General features: G+C 72.5%; 18 protein-coding genes and 1 pseudogene. 7 read left to right on the top strand and 12 right to left on the bottom strand.

Going from position 1 to position 21,490, the window contains the following annotated elements:
* Positions 1-24 precede the first annotated feature (24 nt).
* Both ACFRU2_RS02355 and ACFRU2_RS02350 read right to left on the bottom strand, forming a co-directional pair.
* On the bottom strand, positions 25-1,548 hold the full coding sequence (locus ACFRU2_RS02355) for an MFS transporter (protein WP_382966701.1): 1,524 nt from the start codon (positions 1,546-1,548) through the stop codon (positions 25-27).
* 57 nt (positions 1,549-1,605) lie between these two features.
* On the bottom strand, positions 1,606-2,166 hold the full coding sequence (locus ACFRU2_RS02350; protein WP_382966700.1) for a TetR/AcrR family transcriptional regulator: 561 nt from the start codon (positions 2,164-2,166) through the stop codon (positions 1,606-1,608).
* 101 nt (positions 2,167-2,267) lie between these two features.
* Between ACFRU2_RS02350 and ACFRU2_RS02345 the strand changes: the two genes are divergently transcribed.
* Complete coding sequence (locus ACFRU2_RS02345) at positions 2,268-2,459, top strand: DUF6126 family protein (RefSeq protein WP_382966699.1); 192 nt, start codon at positions 2,268-2,270, stop codon at positions 2,457-2,459.
* Between the two features lie 17 nt (positions 2,460-2,476).
* Here ACFRU2_RS02345 and ACFRU2_RS02340 read toward each other — a convergent pair whose 3' ends face one another.
* Positions 2,477-2,737, bottom strand: a complete 261-nt coding sequence (locus tag ACFRU2_RS02340; protein ID WP_382966698.1) for a DUF6158 family protein — start codon at positions 2,735-2,737, stop codon at positions 2,477-2,479.
* 113 nt (positions 2,738-2,850) lie between these two features.
* Between ACFRU2_RS02340 and ACFRU2_RS02335 the strand changes: the two genes are divergently transcribed.
* On the top strand, positions 2,851-3,477 hold the full coding sequence (locus ACFRU2_RS02335; protein ID WP_382966697.1) for a TetR/AcrR family transcriptional regulator: 627 nt from the start codon (positions 2,851-2,853) through the stop codon (positions 3,475-3,477).
* Between the two features lie 38 nt (positions 3,478-3,515).
* Positions 3,516-4,799 (top strand): annotated as a pseudogene (locus tag ACFRU2_RS02330) (MFS transporter); the annotation flags it as partial.
* A gap of 3 nt (positions 4,800-4,802) precedes the next feature.
* Here the strand turns inward: ACFRU2_RS02330 and ACFRU2_RS02325 are convergent.
* The 4 genes from ACFRU2_RS02325 to ACFRU2_RS02310 all read right to left on the bottom strand — a co-directional run bounded on the left by ACFRU2_RS02325 (position 4,803) and on the right by ACFRU2_RS02310 (position 8,486).
* Complete coding sequence (locus tag ACFRU2_RS02325; protein WP_382966696.1) at positions 4,803-5,717, bottom strand: LysR family transcriptional regulator; 915 nt, start codon at positions 5,715-5,717, stop codon at positions 4,803-4,805.
* Positions 5,718-5,859: 142 nt separating this feature from the next.
* The gene (locus tag ACFRU2_RS02320; protein ID WP_382966695.1) at positions 5,860-6,264 is read right to left on the bottom strand and encodes a hypothetical protein; all 405 of its coding nucleotides are present in this window, start codon (positions 6,262-6,264) and stop codon (positions 5,860-5,862) included.
* A 108-nt stretch (positions 6,265-6,372) separates the two neighbouring features.
* The gene (locus ACFRU2_RS02315) at positions 6,373-7,509 is read right to left on the bottom strand and encodes an LLM class flavin-dependent oxidoreductase (protein WP_382966694.1); all 1,137 of its coding nucleotides are present in this window, start codon (positions 7,507-7,509) and stop codon (positions 6,373-6,375) included.
* Positions 7,506-8,486 carry an amino acid--tRNA ligase-related protein gene (locus tag ACFRU2_RS02310; RefSeq protein WP_382966693.1) on the bottom strand — a complete coding sequence of 327 codons (981 nt, stop codon included), beginning with the start codon at positions 8,484-8,486 and terminating at the stop codon, positions 7,506-7,508. Before ACFRU2_RS02310 ends, ACFRU2_RS02315 begins: the two co-directional genes overlap by 4 nt.
* A gap of 402 nt (positions 8,487-8,888) precedes the next feature.
* Between ACFRU2_RS02310 and ACFRU2_RS02305 the strand changes: the two genes are divergently transcribed.
* Positions 8,889-9,662 (top strand): SDR family NAD(P)-dependent oxidoreductase, encoded by a 774-nt coding sequence (locus ACFRU2_RS02305; RefSeq protein WP_382966692.1) that lies wholly within the window; start codon positions 8,889-8,891, stop codon positions 9,660-9,662.
* On the opposite strand, the gene ACFRU2_RS02300 is transcribed toward ACFRU2_RS02305, so the two are convergent.
* Together ACFRU2_RS02300 and ACFRU2_RS02295 are read right to left on the bottom strand one after the other, a co-directional pair.
* Positions 9,637-10,566 carry an aminoglycoside phosphotransferase family protein gene (locus ACFRU2_RS02300; RefSeq protein WP_382966691.1) on the bottom strand — a complete coding sequence of 310 codons (930 nt, stop codon included), beginning with the start codon at positions 10,564-10,566 and terminating at the stop codon, positions 9,637-9,639. The genes ACFRU2_RS02305 and ACFRU2_RS02300 overlap by 26 nt on opposite strands.
* Before the next feature lie 168 nt (positions 10,567-10,734).
* Complete coding sequence (locus tag ACFRU2_RS02295; protein WP_382966690.1) at positions 10,735-13,935, bottom strand: TIM-barrel domain-containing protein; 3,201 nt, start codon at positions 13,933-13,935, stop codon at positions 10,735-10,737.
* A gap of 235 nt (positions 13,936-14,170) precedes the next feature.
* Between ACFRU2_RS02295 and ACFRU2_RS02290 the strand changes: the two genes are divergently transcribed.
* Both ACFRU2_RS02290 and ACFRU2_RS02285 read left to right on the top strand, forming a co-directional pair.
* A complete protein-coding gene (locus ACFRU2_RS02290) occupies positions 14,171-15,505 on the top strand; it encodes a chloride channel protein (RefSeq protein ID WP_382966689.1) in 1,335 nt (444 codons plus the stop codon).
* A 139-nt stretch (positions 15,506-15,644) separates the two neighbouring features.
* The gene (locus ACFRU2_RS02285) at positions 15,645-16,766 is read left to right on the top strand and encodes an alpha/beta hydrolase (RefSeq protein WP_382966688.1); all 1,122 of its coding nucleotides are present in this window, start codon (positions 15,645-15,647) and stop codon (positions 16,764-16,766) included.
* On the opposite strand, the gene ACFRU2_RS02280 is transcribed toward ACFRU2_RS02285, so the two are convergent.
* The 3 genes from ACFRU2_RS02280 to ACFRU2_RS02270 form a co-directional block, all read right to left on the bottom strand.
* A complete protein-coding gene (locus tag ACFRU2_RS02280; protein WP_382966687.1) occupies positions 16,738-16,986 on the bottom strand; it encodes a hypothetical protein in 249 nt (82 codons plus the stop codon). The genes ACFRU2_RS02285 and ACFRU2_RS02280 overlap by 29 nt on opposite strands.
* Positions 16,987-17,139: 153 nt before the next feature.
* Complete coding sequence (locus tag ACFRU2_RS02275) at positions 17,140-17,808, bottom strand: response regulator (RefSeq protein ID WP_382966686.1); 669 nt, start codon at positions 17,806-17,808, stop codon at positions 17,140-17,142.
* The gene (locus tag ACFRU2_RS02270; RefSeq protein WP_382966685.1) at positions 17,805-19,013 is read right to left on the bottom strand and encodes a sensor histidine kinase; all 1,209 of its coding nucleotides are present in this window, start codon (positions 19,011-19,013) and stop codon (positions 17,805-17,807) included. The genes ACFRU2_RS02275 and ACFRU2_RS02270 overlap by 4 nt, the downstream gene beginning before the upstream one ends.
* Positions 19,014-19,217: 204 nt before the next feature.
* On the opposite strand from ACFRU2_RS02270, the gene ACFRU2_RS02265 reads away from it, so the two are divergent.
* A complete protein-coding gene (locus ACFRU2_RS02265; protein WP_382966684.1) occupies positions 19,218-21,428 on the top strand; it encodes an MMPL family transporter in 2,211 nt (736 codons plus the stop codon).
* Positions 21,429-21,490: the final 62 nt, after the last annotated feature.

Genomic DNA, 21,490 nt, shown 5'->3' with positions numbered 1-21,490 from the left:
GCACTCCTCCTCCCCTGCGCTCCGTCAGTGGTTCTCGGTCGGCCGCAGGTCGCGCGGGATCAGCGTCCAGGTGGTTGCCGCGGCGGCGATCGCCAGGACGCCGGCCATCAGGAACGCCGGGGTGATCGCGAGGGTGTAGGCCTGCGAGGCGGCGTCGAGCAGGGTCCGGCCGAGGCCGCCGCCGAGCAGTTCGGCGGTGTGGGCGGCCTCGCCCACGGAGTCCCGTACGGCGGCGAGCGTCGGGGCGTCCAGGTCCAGCACAGGGAGGTTGCCCCGGTAGAGCGCGGCGGCGGTGGAGCCGAGGATGGCGACACCCATGGCCGAGCCGAGTTCGTAGCAGGTCTCCTCGATGGCGGCGGCGCTGGAGACCTCGTCGGCCGGGGCCGCGGAGATCAGGGTCACCGAGGCGACGGTGGTGGCGATGCCCGCGCCCAGGCCCATGATGGTCAGCGCCGCGGCGAAGGCGGGGTAGCCGAGGCCGGTGAACTGCTGGAGGGTCCAGGGCAGGGCCATGCCCGCGGCGAGGATCACCAGACCGCCGCCGAGCACGTGCCGGATCGCGAAGCGCTGCATGAGGCTCGGGGCGACCATCGAGGCGCAGATCAGCGCGAGCGGGGCGGGCAGCAGGCGCAGGCCCGCCTCCAGCGGGGTGTAGCCCTGGCCGTACTGGAACCACTGGGTGACCAGGAACAGGATCGCGCCCATGCCCACCATGGGCAGGAAGATCGCGGTGGCGGCCACGCTGAAGGCGGGCTTGGTGAAGAGCCGGACCTGGAGCAGCGGGTTGTCCACGCGCAGCTGGCGGCGGACGAACAGGGTCAGTGCCAGGCCGGCGAGGGCCAGCAGGGCCCACGGCAGCGGGTCGGCGACACCGCTCTTGCCGAGCTGCTTGATGCCGCCGGCGAGGGCGAGCATGCCGACGATCGACTGGCCGACGCCGGTCCAGTCCCACTTTCCGGCGGAGCGCGGGGAGCGGGATTCGGGGAGGTAGCGCAGGCCGGCCGCGACGATCACCGCGGTGACGGGCAGGTTGAGGAGGAAGGCGGAGTGCCAGCCGTAGTCCTGGACGAGCAGGCCGCCGACGACGGGGCCGAAGGCCATGCCGCCGCCGAAGACGGCGGCCCAGACGGCGAGGGCGAAGGCGCGTTCCTTGGCGTCGGTGAAGACGCTGCGCAGGATCGACAGGGTGGAGGGCATGATCGCGGCGCCGCCGACGCCGAGGAGGGCGCGGGCCGCGATGACGTGCCAGGCCTCGGTGGAGAAGACGGCGATGAGCGAGGCGAGGGCGAAGATGCCGAAGCCCGCCATGAGGAGCCGCTTGCGGCCCCAGCGGTCACCGAGGGCGCCGGCGGTGACGAGCAGCCCGGAGAGGGCGAGTGCGTAGATGTCGATGATCCACAGCTGCTGTACGGCGCCCGGCTGGAGGTCGCCGACGAGCGAGGGGAAGGCCACGTTGAGGATCGTGGTGTCCATCGAGATGAGCAGGAGACTGCCGGAGAGGATCGCGAGCACGATCCAGCGGCGCGGGTCCTGCGTGGGGGTGTGCATGGGGGTTCCGTTCACGGTTGTTTCACGGTCGTACGCGGGAGGGGTTCAGGGGTGCGGTCAGGCCGCCGGGGACGGCCGGGTTCCGCTGAGGAAGGAGGCGAGGACGAGCCGGCCGATGTCGCGTCGGGCGAGGTGCCCGTCGCGGACGCCCTCGGCGGCGGCGTCGAGCAGTCCCCAGAGCGAGTACCAGATCCAGTACGCGGGCAGGTCGACGCGGAGCCGGCCGAGGCGCTGGCCGAGGGCGAGGAAGGCGAGGGCCCGCTCGTCCTGGCGCTGGATCCCGGCCCGGAACTCGGGGTCGGCGAGCACGGTGGCATCGCGCGCGGTGAACCCGTACAGGTGTGCGGCGGGCAGCAGCCCGGTGACGAGCCGCTCCAGCGCGGCGTCGAACTCCGCCCCGTCGGCGGTGCCGGGCAGGTCGGCGGGCGCGAGGCACCCGTCGACCACGTCGATGGCCCGCACGGCGACGGCTTTGAGGAGCGCCTCGCGGGTGGCGTAGCGGCGGCTGAGCGTGGCGCGGCTGGTGCCGATGCCTGCGGCGATGTGCGCCATGGAGGCACTGTGATCACCGGCGAGCACGCGCGCGGCGCCGTCCAGCAGCTCTTCTTCGTTCATCATGCGATCCTCCTTCGTATCAAACGATACAAATTTGTCTCACGTGATGCAAATCTGTTTCGCGACGCGGACGTGGGCGGGCCCGCCCGTACGCTGTTCGGGTGATGACGGACGAGAACGAGGACGAGAACAAGGGGGCCGAGCAGGCCCGCGCCGCGGCGGTTGCCGCGGCGAAGTACGAGAAGTGGAAGGAGAACGGCGTTCTGCTGCGCGCGTTCTTCTACATCGCCGGCACGCACCTCTTCGCCGGCTTCGTCTGGCTGCTGTTCGTGCTGGGCGAGCACGCCGAGAAGTAGGCGCCCCGCGTGCGGCGCTAGCCCTGTTCTTCCGGGCCCGTGCGGGCACGGGCGCCCGAGCGGGTGCGGCCCGTCGTCTGGGCGCGTTCCGGGTGGCGGCGTACGTACTCGCGTTCCAGTTCGTCCATCCGCCGGGTGTGCGTGACCAGCGCGTCGTCCGAACCGTGCAGCAGGGTTTCGTGGCGCGTGCGGTGGATGGCTTCGAGTTCCTTCATCAGGCGGCCCTCTTCGAGTCCGCCCGCCGACGGCCCGGCCTCGCGCGCCTCGTGCTCCGCCATGGCAGGTCACCTCTCCCTCGGCCGGGCCGGGCGCCTCGCCCGGCCGCGCTCACTCCATCATCCCGGAAGGGTGAGGATAGACACTGTCTGCGGGGCGGTGGTAGACAGTGTCTATGGATCGACGGGAGCAGCAGGAAACGCAGGACGGCGGGCTGCGCGAGCGGCTGGTCGAGGTCGGCGTGGAGCTCGTGACGAGCGGGGGGACCGCCGCGCTCGGGCTGCGCGAGATCGCCCGACGTGCCGGGGTCTCCCACGGGGCGCCGCGGCGGTACTTCCCCACGCATCACGCGCTGCTGTCCGCGATCGCCCGGCGCGGGTTCGGGGAACTGGGCTCCCGCCTCCCGGCCGCCCTGGCGGGCCCGGGCGCGGACGACCCGCGCGGGCAGGTGCGGGCGCTGGGGCGGGCGTACGTCGGCTACGCGCTGGAGCACCCCGGCATGTTCGAGCTGATGTTCCGCCACGACCTGCTGGACAGCTCCGGGGAGACCGGGCAGGACGGCCCGCGGGAGGACCGGCTCCGCGATTCCACGCTGCCGATGTTCGAGCTGCTCGTCTCCCTGGTCGCCCGGTGCCGGACGGGCGACGAGCCCCGGATCACCGCCGCGGCACTGTGGGCCAATCTGCACGGGGTGGCCCAGCTGTGGTCCCGGGGCAGTCTGCCGCTCGCCCTCGACGGCGCCCCGGAGGGCTCCCTCGACCGGGTCGTCGACGCCGCCGTCGACGCCCACCTGCGCCCGTGAGGCCCCGGCTCACGCTCGGCGTCAGCGCGGCCGGCGCGATGCTCGTCGCCCTCGACGGGACCGTGCTGCTGATGGCGCAGCCCAGCCTGCGGCGGGACCTGGGCGCGAGTCTGGCCGAGGTGCAGTGGACGAGCGGCGCGTACCTGCTGAGCGTGGCCGCCTTCCTGGTCCTCGCCGGACGGCTGGGCGACCGGTACGGGCACACCCGGCTGCTGTTCACCGGCGTACTCGGCTTCGCGGCCGCCTCGGCGGGCATCGCCCTCGCTCCCGGGGCCGGCTGGGTGATCGCCCTGCGCGCGGCCCAGGGGCTGTTCGGGGCGCTGCTCCAGCCGGCGACGCTCGCCCTGCTGCGGCTCGCGTACCCGCCCGGGCGGATCGGCGGGCCGATCGCGGTGCGGACCGCGGCGATCGGGCTGGCCGCGGCGGCCGGGCCGCTCCTCGGGGGCGTACTGGTTGAACGCTTCGGCTGGCGCGCGGTGTTCGTGGCGAACGTCCCCGCCGCCCTCGCGATCGCGGCGGCGGCCCTGTTCGTACGGGTCCCCGCGCCGCCGCCCGCGGAGTCCGGCGGCCGGATCCGGCCCGGCGGTGCCGCCCTCCTCGCGACGGCCCTCGCGGCGCTGGTCCACACGCTGGCCGGCGTACCCGAACACGGCTGGTCGGGGCCCCGGACCCTGGCCGGGTTCGCCGCGTCGGCCGCACTGGCGGCCCTGCTCGTCCGGTCGGAGCGCCGCTCCGCCCAGCCCCTGGTGCCGCGCCCGGTGGCCCGCTCCGTCCCGGTGACGGCGTCCGTCGCGCTGCTGGCCGTGGTCTCCGCCGCCCTGTTCGGGGCGCTGTTCGGGGCCAGCTTCGCGCTCCAGGACGCGGCGGGGCTGGATCCGCTCGCCACCGGGCTGCGCGTGCTGCCGATGACGGCCGCCATGGTCGTCGGCGCACCGCTGGCGGGGGCCCTGCTGCGCCGGTTCGGCGCCCGCGGGACGGCGATGGCCGGGACCGGGCTGGTGGCGCTCGGGATCACGGGACTGGGTCCGGGCTGGGGCTTCGGGGTGCTCGGCGCGGGCTTCGCCGCGGTGATGGTGACGGCCACCGGCACGGTGGTCGGGGACGCCCCCGCCGGGCACGCGGGGGTGGTGGGCGGGCTCAAGCAGACCGCGATGAACGTGGGGCCCGCCCTCGGCATCGCGGTGGCCGCGGGGACCGGGGCGTCGACCGCCGTGCTGGCCGCGCTGGCCGCCGTAGGACTCCTGCCCGCGTCACGACTGCCCGCCTCACGACTGCCCGCGTCACGGCCGGCCTCGCCAGAACCCGCCACGCCCCCACGGCCCGCGTCACGGCCCGCCGGGGCCGGCCGCGCGGGTCATGCAGCTGCGGGCCACCTCGTCGGCGAAGGCGCGGGCGAGCGGGGCGAGGGCGGACCAGCGCCGGACGGCCCAGCCGACGGCGAGCGGCGGCAGGGCGGGGACCGGGACCAGGCGCAGCGGCCCGTCTGATCCGGGGACCTGCCAGCCGGGCAGCGCGGGGACGACGGCGTGGCCGAGGCCCAGTTCGGCGAGGAGGAGGGCGGTGTCCCAGTCGGCGGCGCTGGTGTCGGAGCTGATCCGGATGCCCGCTTCGGCGAGGGCGGCGTCGAGGTGGGCGCGGGAGGTGGAGTTCTCGGGCAGCCGGATGTGGCGGACGGAGCCGAGCTCGGCCGGCTCCAGGCGGGGGCGGGAGGCGAGCGGGTCGTCGGCGCCGACCGCCAGGACCCAGGGCAGCCGCATGACGGGGCGTTGCTCGATGCCCCGCACGGGGGCGCCGATGGTGATCCACGCGAGGTCGAGGTCGTCGGCGGCGAGGGCTTCGAAGCAGCTGCGGCTGGAGTTCTCGGTCTGGAACTCCAGGCTGACCCGGGGGTGGCTGCGCCGGAAGGAGACGATCGCCTCGGCCATGAAATGGCGCACGGTGGTGGCCCCGGTGGTGACGCGGACCGAGCCGCCGTCGTCCCGTACGAGGGCGTCGAGCCGGCGCAGGGCTCCGTCGAGCCCGGCGATCCCGTCGGCGGCGGCCGCCTGGAGGATCAGCCCGGCCCCGGTCGGCGAGACTCCGCGCGGGTGCCGCTCCAGGAGCGCGGCGCCGGTCTCCTTCTCCAGGCGGCGGATGTGCTGGCTGACGGCGGACTGGGTACGGCCGAGGTCGCGGGCGACGGCGCTGAGGCTGCCGGCCCGGCAGACGGCGACGAAGACGCGCAGATCATCGAGGGTCACAACCCCAAGGTATCTCTTGGGGGTTACCAGAAAACCGGAGGATTGACTTGGATGTCCGGCTGTCCGACGATCAGTTCACGGCCCAGGGCGGCAACCCGGGCCCGCCATCGCGAGGGCGGGACCGGGTGCCGACCCGCTGCCGCTAGGCAGAAGCTACGGGGGCACCGGCGAGCTTGGCCATGACCTCGCCGCGCAGGAGCTCGTACTCCGTGCGCAGGCGACGCCATTCGCTCTCCGGAGGGCGGGGCATGACGATGCCCTCGGTGATCTTCTCCTCCGGGCCGAACTGCTCGCGGGTGAGGTCGATTTCTATGCCCATGCCCAGGCGGTTCCACCAGTGGTAGTCCACGCGCTCGCCGTCGACGAGGACTTCGCCGCGGATCAGCTCGCCGCCCAGCAGGTCGTTGAGCACCATGGCGGTCACACCGCACTGGTCGCGGGCCGGGTTCTCCCGGGTCCATCGATCGCGGTACTCGGGCGTGCACGTCTGCTCGCTCCAACTGCTGCGGATGGCACGGTCGATGTCGGTCAGAAGGAAAGGCGTCATGGCGCTCATCCTCGCAACGGGCACCGACAAACATCCATACCCCGGCCGAGCGTCCGGTCGGGTCGGTCGCGTTCCTGCCAGTCCTGCCGCCGATCGGTCGCGTTTGGGTCAATCGTGCGCCGGTCGACCGTGCGCCGTTCCGTCGTGCGCCGGGTGGGCCCAGAGTCCCTCGCGGGCGAGCAGCGGGAGCACGCCTTCGCCGAACCAGTACGCCTCTTCGAGGTGCGGGACCCCCGAGAGCACGAACTCGTCGATGCCGAGCCGGTGGTACTCGGTGATCCGGTCGGCCACGTCCCGGTGGCTTCCCACCAGGGCCGTGCCCGCTCCGCCGCGGACCAGGCCGATGCCGGCCCACAGGTTGGGCGTGATCTCCAGGTCGTCGGAGCGCCCTCCGTGCAGCGCCCGCATCCGGTGCTGGCCTTCCGATTCGCTGGCGCGCAGGCCGGCCTGGACCGATCGGATCGCCTCAGGGCCGAACCCTTCGAGCAGCCGCCGGGCCTCGGCCCAGGCCTGCCCGGCGGTGTCCCGGGTGATCACATGGAGCCGGATGCCGAACCGCAGTCGCCGCCCGGCCTGCGCGGCGCGTGCCCGTACGCGATCCAGCTTCTCCGCCACCTGCGCGGGTGGTTCCCCGAACGTCAGGTAGACATCGCTGTGGAGTGCGGCGACCTCGATCCCCTCCGGCGACGATCCGCCGAAGTAGACGGAGGGCACCGGGTCGGGCAGCCGGCCGAGCCGGGCGCCCTCCACGCGCAGATGCGCTCCGCTGAAGTCGACCGACTCGCCGCCCCACAGCCGCCGCACGATCTCCAGGAACTCGCCGGTCCTGCCGTACCGGGCGCCCTTCTCCAGGAAGTCGCCGTAGGCCCGCTGCTCCCCGCTCTCCCCACCGGTGACGACGTGGAGGAGGAGCCGGCCCTCCGAGTGCCGCTGGAACGTGGCGGCCATCTGGGCGGTGAGGGTCGGGGAGACGAAGCCTGGGCGCAGGGCGACCATGAACCTGAGGCGTTCCGTTTCGCGCGCGAGCATGGCGGTGGTCACCCAGGCGTCCTCGCACCAGGCGCCGGTCGGGGTGAGCGAACCGTCGAAGCCCAGTTGTTCGGCCGCCACCGCGATCTGCGCGAGGTAGCGGACGGTGGCGGGCCGCTGTTCCTCCTTGCTGCCGGCGGCGACGTCGTGGCCGCCGCCCACCACGTTCCGCCCGTCGCCGTACGTGGGCAGGAACCAGTGGAAGGACAGCGTCACCGTTCGCCCGACCCGATCCGCCGGTTCGGGCCGGAGTCGTGGGCCGCCAGGAGGTCCAGGACGCTGCCGGCACCGGCGATGTGCCGTACCAGCCGTTCCAGGCCGAGCCCGAAGCCGGCCGTCTGTATCCCGGACCGCTTCTTCCACTCCGCGTACACGCGGTTCGGCTCACCGCCGAGCAACCGGGACTGCTCGGAGATCTCGTCCGCGTCCTTGGGCCGGAGTCCTCCCGTGGCGAGTTCGCCGTGGCCTGCGGGCAGCATCAGATCGTAGGTCTCCTGGAGCCCGTCCTCGCCCTGCTGGTAGAGGGAATCGCGCACACCGAGCGGATAGCGGTGGATCCAGAACGGTGAAGTGAATTTCTCGGTGAGGATCCGCTCCTCCTCATGGGTCAGATCGGTGTTCTGCGGCTCCCGCGGCCCTCGCCCGGCAAGGGCGAGCGCCTCGGCGAAGGAAATCCGCGGATAAGGGCCGCTCCGCAGGCCGGCCAGGCGCTCCGCCGCCCCGCGGTCCTCATCCGGGAGGATCGGCTCCAGATGGCGGGCGAGCCCGCCGAGGATGTCCTCGGTGACCGTGAACACCTCGTTCGCGTCCACGGCCCGCCACTCGACCACCACCTGAAAGAACGTGTACAGGTGCCTTCCCGACGTCTCCTCGCCTTCCATGAGAAGACGCAGACAAGGGGTGACGCAGTAGATCCGGTCCGCGTGCTCGAGAGCCATCTGCTTTTCCACCGAATGACTCACGGGAAGCTGATAGACCCATCGACCCTCCACCGAAACGCGGTCGCCCTCGTCCTTGACGTGCGGGCGCGCCCGGTCGCCCAGGACCGCGACGGAGTGCCGTGCGCCCGGCTCGTCCTGGGCGGACAGCAGTGCGGGGAGAATTTCCAGGAAATCTTGATCGAGAAGGCTCCGGCGCAGTGCCTGAAGGATCCGGCCGGTCCATTGGTACGACTGCGCGGGCGAGAAATCCATTATCACTCCGGTAACGTCGGGGCGAATACAGGTCGAGTACTGGGCGAGTGCTGGTCGAATACAGGTCGAATATCGTCCGGGCGAGCACTCTGCGGTTCCTTTTCAGTTTTGCGCATCGTCGGCAAACGACAAACGCCAACCCGCCAATATGGCCTGATCCTTCTCCACTGGCTTCGACCTGCACTACCTTCGATGCCGGGAAGTGAAACACGGCCCGATCAGTGCAATCCGTCACAACGAGGCTCCCGCCGTCCGGTACGGAAGATGAAATGGAGAATTCAATTCCGTAGCCCGATCCGGACAGTTTTCCTCGGCACACCTTCACCCATTGCCCACCGAAAGGCTCCGCGATAGCGTGAATCATTTCCATGAGGTTGTTCACGTCGAAGCAAGGATGTGCTCATGACCGAAGTGCGTACGGGTGGCCTCGGATTCTTCGACCTGACCGGCAAGGTGGCCGTCGTCACCGGTGGCAGCAGCGGCATCGGGGCCGCGTGCGCCCGGCGTCTCGCCGAGGCCGGAGCCCGTGTGGTCGTCGGCTACGACTCCGGTGAAGGCCGCGCGAAAGACCTCGTCGCCGCCCTTCCCGGGGACGGACACAGCACGGCCCGCATACCGCTCGACGACTCCGCCGCCGTGCGCCGGGCCGCCGGACTCGTCGCCGACCGCCACGGTGTGGTGGACGTACTGGTCAACTCCGCAGGCACCACCAAGCAGGTCGCCCATGCCGACCTCGAAGGGCTGACGGACGCGGAGTTCGACCGGATCCTGACCGTGAACGTACGGGGCACCTTCTCCGTGATCCGCGCGTTCACCCCGCTGCTGCGGTCCTCCGGCGACGCGGTCATCGCCACCGTCTCCTCGATATCGGGCTCCACGGGGCTGGGCAGCAGCATTGCCTACTGCGCCGCCAAGGCGGGTCTGGACGTCATGGCCACGTCCCTGGCACGCGTGCTCGGCCCGCAGGTGCGCGTCATCAACCTCTCGCCGGCAGCGGTCGACACCGGCTTCGTCCCCGGCCGCGATCCGGCCGCGGTCCGTACCCAGGCGGCGTCGGCGCCGCTGCGGATCGCCGCGGACCCGGACGACGTGGCCTGCTCCTTGATCGGCGCCGTCACCTCGTTGCGGCTCACCACCGGAGCCGTCGTCGTCATCGACGGTGGTGTGCGCCTGTAGTCGCCGGGCCGCCGTCGAGGAGTTCGCCGAGGACGTGGCGGGCGATGGCCGCCATGACGGGGTTCGTCTCCTTGTAGTAGTTCAACTCCATGAGGGCGATCGACAGGGCCCAGCCGCGGGCGCGCGTCCACATCGCGTCGTCCGCGTCCAGTGCGGCCCGGAAGGCCGGGCGGGCGGCGGCCGGGAGGACGTACCAGGCCGCGATCAGGTCGACGGCGGGTTCGCCGAGACCGGCGCAGCCGAAGTCGATGACGGCGGCGAGCCTTCCGTCCGCGAGGAGCAGGTTCCCCGGTTGCAGGTCGGCGTGGATCCACACCGGCGGCCCGGACCAGGGATCGGCCCGCAGGGCCTCCTCCCACAGGGCGGTCACCGCCGCGGTGTCCACGTCCGCATCGGCGCTCGCGCCCAGTTCCGCGATCGCGCCACGCGTCTCGGCGTCCCGGGCCGCCAGGGTCTCGCTGCGGTAGGAGGCCGGGGCGTCCGTCGGATCGGCCCGGCGCAGCGCGGAGACGAACTCCGCCAGGTCCTTGGCCAGGAGGTCCGGGTCCGCGATCCGGCCGGGCACGGGGTTCTCGCCGGGGACCCAGCCGAAGACGGACCAGGACCAGGGGTAGCCCTCGGCGGGCCGCCCCATGCCGATGGGAACCGGGATGGGGGCCGGCAGGCCCGGGGCGAGCCGGGGCAGCCAGACGTGCTCCATGCCCACGTCGCCGGCCGCGCCCGGTGTGCGGGGAAGGCGTACGACCAGGTCCGCGCCCAGCCGGTACATGGCGTTGGAGGTGCCGGCGGAGTCGACGCGCTCGACGGACAGCCCCGCCCACTGCGGGAACTGACCTGCGATCAGCCTGCGCACGAGGCCGGTGTCGATGTCGGGTTCGTCGGCGTGCATCTTTCCGGCGGGCATGAGCACCTTCCTGAAGGGGTGGAGGATCGCGGCCCCACCGTAGCCGCCGGGCCGTCAGACCCCGGAGCCCGGCCCGGCTGGATGCCGGGCCGGGCTCGGTGGGGGGTGTCGGAGGGTCCTCGTCGGGCGGGGATCACGGAGAAGCCGGGAACCCCGCGGGTCTCCGGGTCAGGGTGTGAACGTCCAGCGCTGGGCCGCGGTCGTGGCGCACGCGACCCGGGTGAGCCGGGTGCCGTTGGCCGTGGCGGAGCCTGCCGGGGTCAGGCATTGGCCGGAGTTGCGCAGGCTGCCGTCCGGGCCGGTCTGCCAGGTCTGGCCGGAGCTGCCGTTGCAGGACTGGATCGCGACGGCGGTGGCGGTGGCGGCGTCCAGGCAGACCCCGCCGAGGCCGGTCAGCCGGCCGTCGCCCTGCAGGGTCCAGCGCTGGTTGGGGCCGCCGTGGCAGCTGTAGAGGGTGGGCTGGGTGCCGGGGGTGGTGGCGCTGCCCGGGAGGTCCAGGCAACTGGCCGAGGCCCCGTTGACCAGGGTGGCGGCCGCGGGCAGCGGGGTCGGACGGCCGGTGAGGGTGATCTCGGCCGCGCTGGTCCACGGGCCCCGGCCGCCGGCCTCGGTCAGCGCCTTCAGCCGGAGGTAGCGGCCCGCCTTAGCGGACAGGGGGACCGACTTGAGGGCCGCCGTGTCGGCGAAGGTGCCGGTGGCCACCGGTGATCCCCAGTCGGTGGTGGTGTCCGAGACGTAGACCTCGTAGCCGCCGATCCGGCCGTTGACCCCGCCGTCCTGGCGGGGCAGGTAGCCGAGGCCGTCGGCCGTGTAGCGGGCGCCGAGGTCGATCTGGATCTCGTGCGGGAGCGCGGCGGGGGTGCCACCGGACCAGGCGGTGTGCCAGATGGTCCCGGTGTTCCCGTCGAAGGCGTTGCGGGCGGCGCCGTTCTCGCTCGCGGTCTCCTGGCTGTCGGCGGAGACCAGGGTCCAGGCCGACTGGGGGACGGGGTTGGAGGTGACCGGGATGGGGTCGGCGGCCGGGACGGAGGTGCCGGTGGCCGAGATGCTGAAGGCGGCCGACTTCGTACCGGTCTTGGTCCACAGGATTCCGCCGCGGTCGGCGGCGTCGAAGAACCAGCCCGTCGCCGCCGCGTCGTAGGCGGCCTTGCTGGTCAGCCGGGTGAGGGCGGCGCCGTCCACGGTGAGCGCGGTGGGGGCGGTGGCCACGTGGAGGCTGAACTCGTAGCCGCGCGAGGCGGGTTTGCCGGTGTAGCTGCCGGCCGGGGCGGCGACGGACACGGTGACCGTGCCGGAGCCCGAGGCGGGGGCGGTGACGTCGACCTGCTGGCGGGCGAAGGCTCCCGTCTGGTGGGCGCGGGTGATGCCGTCGTCCTCGTACAGGCTGAAGGAGGTGGCGCCGCGGGGGTGGATGTCGTAGGTGAGGGTGGAGACGGGCTTCTCCCCCGTGTAGTTCATCTGCGGCCACATCGGGACGATGGCGCCGCCCTTGACGAACAGCGGCAGGGTGTCGAGCGGGGCCTGGTAGCCGTTGAGCCAGCCCGGTCCGGCGTAGGTCTTGCCCGTCCAGTAGTCCGTCCACGTGCCGGCCGGGAGGTAGATGCCGTCGCGCACGGAGGTGTCGGAGACGACGGGCGCGACGAGGAAGGAGTCTCCGGCCATGAACTGGCCGCTGGTCAGGTTCCCGCGTGCCACCGGGTCATCGGGGTACTCCAGGACCATCGCGCGAGTGCTCGGGACGCCGGTCTCGTGGGCGGTCCGGCTCATCGTGTACAGGTACGGCATCAGCCGCATCTTCAGCTGGAGGTACTTGCGGTTGATCGAGAGGTAGGGCTCCGCGAACCGCCAGGGCTGCTTGTCCTGGTAGCCGGCGGACGGGCCGGTCGCGCCCCAGCCGGACATGGTCATGAAGGCCGGGGTGAAGGCCTTCCACTGGAGGTCGCGGGCGTACGTCTTGGGGCTGCCGGCGAAGATCCCGTCCACGTCTCCGGTGGCGTAGTTGAAGCCGGAGAGGCCGGCGCCGGTGACGGCCGGGACGTGCCAGCGCATGTCGTCCCAGGTGCCGTTGGTGTCACCGGTCCAGACGACGGCGTTGCGCTGGGTGCCGGCCCAGCCGTCGACGGTCCAGACGTACCGGCGGGCATCGGAGTTCTTCTCTATGCCGTCGACGGCCTGTTGCACTCCGGAGAACGCCGTCTTGTAGCCGCCGCCGATCCAGGCGACGTCGGTCTTCACGCCGCGTGAACCGGCGACCCCGACCTCGTCGTTGATGTTGCCGAGGCCCGTCGAGGTCCACAGTCCGGTCTGGAAGCCCTTGGCCTTCAGTGCGTCGACCGTGGACTTCAGGGGCGCGGTGTAGCCGCAGCCGTAGCCGTCGTTGGGCAGGAACCAGCCCGAGGGCATGTCCGCGGCGCGGGCGTCCGTGGCATAGCCGACGACGTCCGGGGTGGTCTGGTGGCGGAGCCGGTTGTGGTCGCCCTGGTAGGCCGGGTTGGAGGCGTTGAAGCAGTCGGCGTTGCCGAGTTCGAAGCCCCACGCCGGAGCCATGAAGGGTTTGCCGCTGACGTCGGTGTAGGCGTCCAGGACGGTCTTGAGGGAGTCGCCGGTGAAGTACCAGGCGTCGAAGCGCTTCTCGTCGTGGGTGAGGGTGGTGGGCGCGTTGAACCCGTACGAGCCCGGGGCCCAGGTGTTGCGCATCACGCCGTAGTTGTTGGTGGACACGTAGAAGGGCGCGGGGCTGGCGTTGTTGTTCTCGCGCCATTTGTTGTCGACGGCGATCGGGACGGTCTTGCCGCGCAGGGCCCATTCGCCCAGGCGCAGGCCCGTTCCGTAGAACTGCTCGTCCGTCCCGCGCGCGAGGTACTGGGTGGTCTGGCTGCTGGTCCAGGAGGTGGGCTGCGTCTCCTGCCAGACGAGGGTGGAGTTGTCGGCCCGGTAGACGGAGAACTGCAGCGGGGTCTTGTTGGCCCGGATGGTCAGGGAACCGGTGGTGATCTTGTAGTACGTGCCCGCGTCGGTCCAGGCGGCGCTCACGGGGCCGAAGTCGGTGGTGGGGGCGAGATCGGTGCCGGCCGGGTCGTTGGTGAAGGCTCCGTCGGGGGAGAGCCAGAGCCGGAAGATGTCGGCGCGGGCGACGACCACCCGGGCCTTGGCCCCGCCGGCGGTTGCGATCGTGAAGGTGTTCCCGGACTGGGTGAGGCCGGTGGCGTCGCCGGCCGTGGCGGGGGCGGGCGCCGAAGCGGCCGCCGAAGCCGCGGAGGAGAGGGGGCCGGCGGAGGCCAGACCGGTCACGGCGAGGGCCGCGGCGAGCAGGGCGGCCGCCGGGGCGCGCCGCCGCCGTGGGCTTCTGCGGATGCTGATGAGTCTCATGGGGCGGCTCCTCGTGCGGTCCGGCTGCGGACACACCATTTGGCATGCACCGGGCAACATAGCGGTCCGGAGGCCCTATTTGAAGGAAGATGATTGGAATGGCTGGTCAACGAGCATCTTTGAGCACGAAGGGGGATGTCGCTCTCTCACCCGTATGGCCCACCCGCCCTGCGCGAACCGCCTCCCGCCCCGACCCTGGAGCGAACTGCGCACTTTTCTGGAGGGCCCGGCACCCATGGAACAGGCTCAACAGCCCGCATCGCTCCGTCAGCTCCTCCTCGCCCCCGCGACCCTGAGGCTGCTCGCACTCTCGGCGCTCGTCGGCATCCCGGTCTCGCTGTTCGCCTTCGGCTTCGTCAGCCTCGAGCACGAGCTGCAGCACTGGGTGTGGCACACCGCGCCCGACCTGCTCGGCTACGACCGCGCCCCGTGGTGGTGGGGCCTGCCCACGCTCGCCCTCGCGGGCCTGCTGGCCGCGCCGATCATCACGCGGATGGCCGGCGGCGGCGGACACGTCCCCGCCTACGGTTTCGGCGGCCCGGCGACCATGCCCCGCGAGACGCCGAGCGTGATCCTGGCCGCGCTGGTCTGCCTGCCCCTCGGCGTGATGCTCGGACCCGAGGCGCCCCTGATGGCGATGGGAAGCGGCCTCGCCCTGCTCAGCCTCCGCGCCGCCCAGCGCACGGCCCAGCCCGAGCTGGCCACCGTGCTCGGCATGGCCGGATCCACCGCCGCCATCAGTACGATCTTCGGCAGCCCGCTGATCCCGGTCGTGATGATCCTGGAGGGAGCCGCCCTCGTCGCCGGGGGCGCCCGGCTGTTCGTCCTGATCCTGCCCGCCCTGGTCTCCAGCGGGGTCGGAGCCCTGGTCTTCACCGGCTTCGGGCACTGGACCGGCCTCGGCATCGGCGCACTCACCCTCCCCAAGGAACCCGCCGCCGGTCTGCCCGACGCGGGCGACTTCCTGTGGGGCATCCCCATGGCCGCCCTGATCGGCGTCCTCATCGCCCTGGGCAAGTCCGCGGGCCTGCGCGTCCACGCCTGGACGGGCACCTCCGCGCAGCGGATCGTCCTGTGCGCGGTGGCCGTCGGCGTCTGCGTCACCGGCTACGCGCTGATCACCGGACGCTCCCCCGAGGAAGTGGCCCTGTCCGGCCAGAACACCGTCGGCCAGCTGGCCGCCGACCCCTCGTCCTGGGCTGTGGGCGCGCTGGTGGCCCTCTCCGTCTTCAAACTGATCGGCTGGAGCATCGCCCTGGGCAGCCTCCGCGGCGGCCCCATCTTCCCGTCGATCATGATCGGGGCATCGATCGGCATCGCCTTCGGCAGCCTTCCCGGCTTCGGCATGGCCCCCGCCCTGGCGGCCGGCATCTGTGCGGCCGGGGTGGCCGGCACCCGGCTCCCGGTGACCGGCGTGGTCCTGGCCGCCGCTCTGCTGGGCAAGGAGGCGTCCACCCTGATGCCCCTGCTGGTGATCTCCGCCGTGACGGCGCTCCTGGCCTCGACCCTGATCGACCGCCAGCGCCCCGCCGACCCGGCGCACCTCCAGCCCGCCCCCGCCGACGCCTAGGGGGCGCGCGCCCGGCACGGATGACCGGCTCTTTGCCCTTTTCATAACCTTTGGTGGCGAACCGTTCCTTTCGTCGGGGGCTCTCACTCCCCGGCAGCCATACCGGCGGCCTCCGTACAGGGCTCAGGAGTCACGCACGATGAAGCACGGCAAACGCCGGGAGGCGCAGCACGGACACGCCCGGGTCCAGGGGCACGCCCCCGGCCGGCCTCCCAGGTGGCGGCGGTGGGTCGGGGTGGCCGTCCCGCTGACGGCCGTGGTCGGGATGACCATCGGGTTCGTGACCCACCTGTACCGGTCCGACGACGGCGGCGACACCGTGCACCTCGACGAGCCCCGCACCACGGCCTCGGGGAAGGGTGGTGACGCGCCGGGCGACCCGCTGACCCTGATGCCCACCGGACCGGCGCCCGAGCTGAAGGTGTCCGGCACCATCCCGGAGGACGGGAGCAAGGTGATGGTGACCACCCTCGCCGGGAAGAAGTCGGGCTTCACCGGCAAGGTCTGGCTCTGGGTGCCGCCGCAGTACCACGACCCGAAGTACGCGCACAGCGGCTTCCCCGTGATGATCGCGCTGCCCGGCGGGCCCGGCTTCGACCAGAACTACTGGAGCGGGAGCAACCTCAAGCTGGAGGCCGACATCTCCAAGTGGTCCAAGGAGGGCGCCAGCCTCCCCTTCATCCTCGCCATGCCGGTGCTGAACCCGGCGTCCGACAAGGACGGGCTGTACTGGGACGGCAGCGACATCCCCGGCCAGCCGAAGATGGGCACCTGGCTCACCGAGGACGTCCCCGACCTGGTCCGCGCGACGTTCCGTACGATCAAGTCGCGCGACGGCTGGGCCTTCATGGGCAGCTCCTCCGGCGGGTTCGCCGGGCTCAAGGCGGTGCTGAAGGATCCCGACCGGTTCCGCGCCGTGATCGCCGGCGGGCCCGACATCGTCCCCGACTCCCGGCTGTGGAACGGCCACCCCGAGGAGAAGGCGGAGAACAGCCCGCCCGAGCTCGCGCAGAAGCTGATCGACCGGGGCGGCCCCGAGGTGGACCTCGCCTTCCAGGTCGGCACCAAGGGCAGCGACGTCCAGAACCGGCCCCCGATCGAGAAGTTCATCAAGGACTACGGCAAGGGGCCCGTGAAGACGATGTTCCACGTCGACGAGGGCGGCGGCCACGACGCCTACACCTACGCTCCCGGCATGTACGACGGCGGGCTCATCCAGTGGATCAGCAAGCTCATGCGAGGGCCCGTCCCCAGCCCGTGACGGGCGGGGGGCTCACGGCCAGGACCGGCGCCGCCGGAGAGCCGTGCCGGTGCCCGCAGGGCTCGAAGACCAGAAGCACCGGCTGCCCCGGACGCTGTCGCCAGGAGATGCGTTCCGGGGCGTCCTGGCACACCGGGCAGCACGGCAGCGGACTCGGCTGCCCCGGCTCCGCCCGGTACTCGGGGGCGGCCGCGAGCTGCGTGGAATGCGGATCGCTCATGGAGACTCCCTGGTCGTGCGGCTGGACTGATCGCACTGTGCCATGGACGTGCCCCCTGGCGCACGGGTGAATCCTCCAGTGTTCCGGGGATGTTCCGGCAGGTCAGGCGTGTGCGCACCGGGCTCCTCCCGGTACTCCCCCGGGACTTGGCGCTCAGCGCGGTCCGCCGGCCACCTCCACCACACCCGATTCGTACGCGGCGATGACCGCCTGGGCCCGGTCGCGGACGCCCAGCTTGCCGAAGATGCCGGTGATGTGGTTCTTGACCGTGGAGACGCTGATGTCCAGGTCTGCGGCGATCTCCGCGTTGTCGAGTCCGGTGGCGAGCAGCTGCCAGATCTCCCGCTCCCGGGGGGTGAGTTCGGCCGGGACCTCGGCCGTCCGCCCGGCGGGCCGCGCGGGGACCCGTACGTACGTGGAGATCAGCCGGGTCAGCAGGCGCGGCGCCACCGCCGCCTCGCCGGTGTGGACGGTGCGGATCGCGGCGGTCAGCTCCTCCGGGGAGACGTCCTTGGGCAGGAACCCGTAGGCTCCGGCCCGCAGGGCGGCGACCACGTACTCGTCCATGTCGAAGGTGCTCAGCGCCAGGACCCGGCACTCCGGCAGCAGCCGGGCCAGTTCCCCGGTGGCTCCGACCCCGTCCAGGACCGGCATCCGGATGTCCATGACGACCACGTCGGGCCGCAGCCGCTCCGCGAGGGCGACCGCCTCGGCTCCGTCCCCGGCCTCGCCGACGACCTCGAACTCCGGCTCGGGGGCCAGGATCAGGGCCAGTCCCCTCCGGACGAGCGGCTGGTCGTCGGCAATGAGCACACGGATCATCCGCGTTCTTCCTCTCCTTCTCCCCCGGGTGCGTCCGGACCGGGCGGCGCCGGGAGGCGCGCCGCCACCCGGAATCCACCGCGGTCCAGGGCGGCCGCCTCCAGGGTGCCGCCCTGCAGGGCGACCCGTTCGCGCATTCCGATCAGACCGTAGCCGGAACCCGATGCCGCCCGCGAAGGCGGCTGCCGGTCCCCGGCCCCGTCGTCCTGGACCTCCACCGTCACCTCGTCCGGGCGGTACGTCAGCCGTACGCGGGCCCGGGCCTGCCGCCCGGCGTGCTTGCGGGTGTTGGTCAGCGACTCCTGCACGATGCGGAACACCGTCAGGCCGAGGGCCGGCGGCAGCGGGCGGACCGGCCCGTCCACGGTGAACCCGGTCTCCAGGCCGCCGAGCCTGGCCTCGGCGACGATCCGGTCCAGGTCGCCGGTGCCGGGCTGCGGGGGCGGCGGGGCGTGTTCCGGCTCCTCCCCCGCCCGCAGCACGTCGAGCAGCTGCCGCATCTCGCGCAGCGCCATCCGCCCGGAACCCTCCAGGGTGACCAGGGCCTCGCGGGCCACCTCCGGGTCGCGCGCGAGGTTGGCCCGCGCTCCGCCGGCCATCAGCTGCATGGTGGTGATGTGGTGGGCCACGATGTCGTGCAGTTCGCGGGCGATGCGGCGGCGTTCCTCGGCCACGGCCCGTTCGGCGAGCAGGGTGCGCTTGGCCTCGGTCTCCTGCTGCCAGCGGCGCGTCAGCAGCGCGGCGGCGACCACGAGGAGGACGGCGACCGCGTTGCCGAGCAGGCCCATGAACCAGCTCGTCCCGCCGCGGCCGCTGCCGCTGCCGATGACCGTCAGCGGGACGGTCGCCACGGCGGCCGCCGTGGTGACCGCCGGGCCGCACACGCGGGCCACGGAGAAGAGGGCGACGATCGCTCCCGCGGAGAAGTGCGGGCCCTGTGACGTGGTCAGGTTCAGCGCCACGCCGAGGGCGAGTACGGCACAGAGCACGGCGACCGGCCTGACCCGCCGGGCCAGCAGGCAGGGCGCGGTCAGGACCACGAGGACGAGGGCGGACACCGAGAGGGGCCGGCCGTTGTCGGCCGCGCTGAACGCATAGCCGACGAGGTCCACGACGACGACGGCGATGGCCACGAGGGCGTCGTTGCGGGTCCAGTTCAGGGCCCGGGCATCCTTCGGACTCAGGTCCGTGCTGATCGTCGGCATATTCCATCTTCCCATCGGGCGGCCCCCGGACCGCGGGCCCCCAGGAGGAGTGCGGACCAGGACCTGAGTCCTGGTCGGGGGCCCGGACCGGCCCCTGCTCCCGGGTGCGAGCTCCTCCCGGGACCTGACGTTTCGGGGTGCGCCCGCTGATGAGCTGGTGAGCAGGCCGGGGACTCCGGCCGCCGCCCCGTTACGGAGGACTCCTTGATCCGCGCCCTGACCGCCTTCGCCACCCGAAGTCCATGGAAGGTCATAGCTCTTTGGGCGGTGCTGGGCATCGCCCTGACGATCGCCGGCCAGGCGCTGGTGTTCCGCGCCACGCAGACGAGCACCGGCGAGTTCCTTCCGGCCTCCTACGATTCGGCGGCCGCGCTGAAGGTCGCCGAGGAGCACTTCGGGGTCAAGCCCGATGCCAACCCGCTGACCGTGCTGGTGGCCCGCGCCGACGGTGCGCCGCTGACCGCCGCCGACGAGCGGCGGATCGACTCCGAGGCGGCGAAGCTGACCCGGCAGCGGATCACCATGCCGAAGCCCGCGGACACCCCGCCCTTCCTGGTGCAGGACCGTTCCCAGGTGCCCCGGATCAGCCCGGCGATGACGGCGCCCGACCGGAGCTTCCGGCTGCTGTCGGTCGAGCTGACCGGCAATCCCATGGATCCCGGGATGCAGGACCTGTACCGGGCCTTCCGGGACCACACCCGGGCCGCCTTCGCGGAGGAGGATCTGCGGACCGGGTTCACCGCCGGGCTCGCGGACACCGTGGACACCGCCGACGCGGAGGAGACCCGGTCGGAGATCGTGGGCGCCGTGATGCTCGCGGTGATCGTACTGCTGCACGTGCTGGTGTTCCGCAGCGTTCTGGCGGCGTTGCTGCCGCTGATCGCCGTCAGCATCATCGGCGGGGCGGCGGCCGGGGTCGTGGTCGGCACCGCGCTGCTGACCGGGATCGAACTCGACGCGTCCACGCCCCAGTTGATCAGCGTGGTGCTGGTGGGCATCGGCATCGACTACTTCCTCTTCCTGCTCTTCCGCTTCCGCGAGCACCTGCGCAGGCACCCGGAGCAGTCGGGCCGGGCCGCGGCGGCCGAAGTCGCCGGCCGGGTCGGTACGGCGATCACCTGTGCGGCACTGACCATCGTCGCCGCGTTCGCCACCCTCGCGGTGGCCACCTTCGGCCAGTTCCGGGTGCTGGGACCGGCCATCGCCGTGTCCGTGCTGGTGATGCTGCTCGGCAGCCTGACCCTGATGCCGGCCATCCTCGCGGTCACCGGCCGCAGGATGTTCTGGCCCTCGCGGGCACTGCAGCGTGAGCCGCGCGAAGGTGTGGCCGCCCGGATGGGCGGCCTGGTGGCACGGCGGCCGCTGACCCTGGTGCTGGCCTCGGTGGCCCTGCTGGGGGCACTGGCCGCGGGGATGATCGGGATGCGGATGGACTACGGGCAGAGCAGCCCGGGCGGGGAGCACACGGCTTCGGCGGCGACGGCGGCCGAGATCGCCCGCGCGCTGCCCGCCGGGGTGTCGGATCCGGCCGGCGTGTTCGTGACCGCCACCGACGGGAGCACGCTGACGGCCGAGCGCCTCGGCGGACTCTCCCGCGCGCTGGCTTCGGTCGCCGGAGTGGGCCAGGTGGCGCCGACGGTGCTGAGCGAGGACCGCCGGGCGGCCCGCATCGATGTGTTCCCGACCGCGGATCCGCACGGACAGGAGGCCCGCGACCTGGTGTCCGGCCCGGTCCGGGACGCGGTGGCCGCGCACCGGCCGAAGGGCACCGAGGCGCATGTCGGCGGTACCGCGGCGGTCTTCTCCGACATCGCGTCCGCCGTGGACAAGGACCTGAAGGTGGTCTTCCCGGTGGCCGCGGCCCTGATCGCGCTGATCCTGTTCCTGCTGCTGCGCAGCCTGCTCGCTCCGGTGGTCCTGATGCTGTCCGTGGGTCTGGGCTTCGCGGCCACGCTGGGTGCCTCGACGCTGGTGTTCCAGCACGCGGCGGGCCGGCCGGGCGTGGACTTCTCGCTGCCGCTGGTGCTGTTCCTGTTCGTGGTCGCGCTGGGCACCGACTACAACATCCTGATCACCGACCGGATCAAGGAGGAGATGGACCGGCCGGGTCCGGCCCGTGCGGCGGTGGCCCGGGCCGTGCGCCACACGGCGCCCGCCATCGCGACCGCGGGCCTGGTGCTGGCGTTGTCCTTCGGGAGCCTGGCCGCCAGTCAGGGCTCCGCGACGCAGCAGATCGGCTTCGCCACGGGCCTCGGGATCCTGCTCTCCGCGTTCGTGCTGTCGCTCGTGCTGGTGCCGGCCCTGGCCGCGCTCCTGGGCTGGTCCCTGTGGTGGCCGATCAGGCAGCGCCCGACGTCCGAGGTGTCGGCGCCGGGCGGCGGGCACCGGGAGCCCGAGCGGGTCATGACCGCCTGAGGCGCCGGCCGAGCCGTGCGGGGGGGGAGAGGGGGGGGGGAAAGGCGACAAAAACAGGCCTC

This window comes from Streptomyces sp. NPDC056883, from assembly GCF_042788835.1.
In the GTDB taxonomy this organism is placed as follows: domain Bacteria; phylum Actinomycetota; class Actinomycetes; order Streptomycetales; family Streptomycetaceae; genus Streptomyces; species Streptomyces stoeckheimensis.
The sequence above is the reverse complement of the archived record's forward strand: the minus strand, read 5'-3'. Positions and strand labels throughout refer to the sequence as shown.

What these genes read in the sequence shown, in the direction of transcription:
- ACFRU2_RS02355 (WP_382966701.1), bottom strand. Translation starts at nt 1,548, where the DNA reads ATGCACACCCCCACGCAGGACCCGCGCCGCTGGATCGTGCTCGCGATC.
- ACFRU2_RS02350 (WP_382966700.1), bottom strand. Translation starts at nt 2,166, where the DNA reads ATGATGAACGAAGAAGAGCTGCTGGACGGCGCCGCGCGCGTGCTCGCC.
- ACFRU2_RS02345 (WP_382966699.1), top strand. Translation starts at nt 2,268, where the DNA reads ATGACGGACGAGAACGAGGACGAGAACAAGGGGGCCGAGCAGGCCCGC.
- ACFRU2_RS02340 (WP_382966698.1), bottom strand. Translation starts at nt 2,737, where the DNA reads ATGGCGGAGCACGAGGCGCGCGAGGCCGGGCCGTCGGCGGGCGGACTC.
- ACFRU2_RS02335 (WP_382966697.1), top strand. Translation starts at nt 2,851, where the DNA reads ATGGATCGACGGGAGCAGCAGGAAACGCAGGACGGCGGGCTGCGCGAG.
- ACFRU2_RS02320 (WP_382966695.1), bottom strand. Translation starts at nt 6,264, where the DNA reads ATGACGCCTTTCCTTCTGACCGACATCGACCGTGCCATCCGCAGCAGT.
- ACFRU2_RS02310 (WP_382966693.1), bottom strand. Translation starts at nt 8,486, where the DNA reads ATGGATTTCTCGCCCGCGCAGTCGTACCAATGGACCGGCCGGATCCTT.
- ACFRU2_RS02305 (WP_382966692.1), top strand. Translation starts at nt 8,889, where the DNA reads ATGACCGAAGTGCGTACGGGTGGCCTCGGATTCTTCGACCTGACCGGC.
- ACFRU2_RS02300 (WP_382966691.1), bottom strand. Translation starts at nt 10,566, where the DNA reads ATGCCCGCCGGAAAGATGCACGCCGACGAACCCGACATCGACACCGGC.
- ACFRU2_RS02295 (WP_382966690.1), bottom strand. Translation starts at nt 13,935, where the DNA reads ATGAGACTCATCAGCATCCGCAGAAGCCCACGGCGGCGGCGCGCCCCG.
- ACFRU2_RS02290 (WP_382966689.1), top strand. Translation starts at nt 14,171, where the DNA reads ATGGAACAGGCTCAACAGCCCGCATCGCTCCGTCAGCTCCTCCTCGCC.
- ACFRU2_RS02285 (WP_382966688.1), top strand. Translation starts at nt 15,645, where the DNA reads ATGAAGCACGGCAAACGCCGGGAGGCGCAGCACGGACACGCCCGGGTC.
- ACFRU2_RS02280 (WP_382966687.1), bottom strand. Translation starts at nt 16,986, where the DNA reads ATGAGCGATCCGCATTCCACGCAGCTCGCGGCCGCCCCCGAGTACCGG.
- ACFRU2_RS02275 (WP_382966686.1), bottom strand. Translation starts at nt 17,808, where the DNA reads ATGATCCGTGTGCTCATTGCCGACGACCAGCCGCTCGTCCGGAGGGGA.
- ACFRU2_RS02270 (WP_382966685.1), bottom strand. Translation starts at nt 19,013, where the DNA reads ATGCCGACGATCAGCACGGACCTGAGTCCGAAGGATGCCCGGGCCCTG.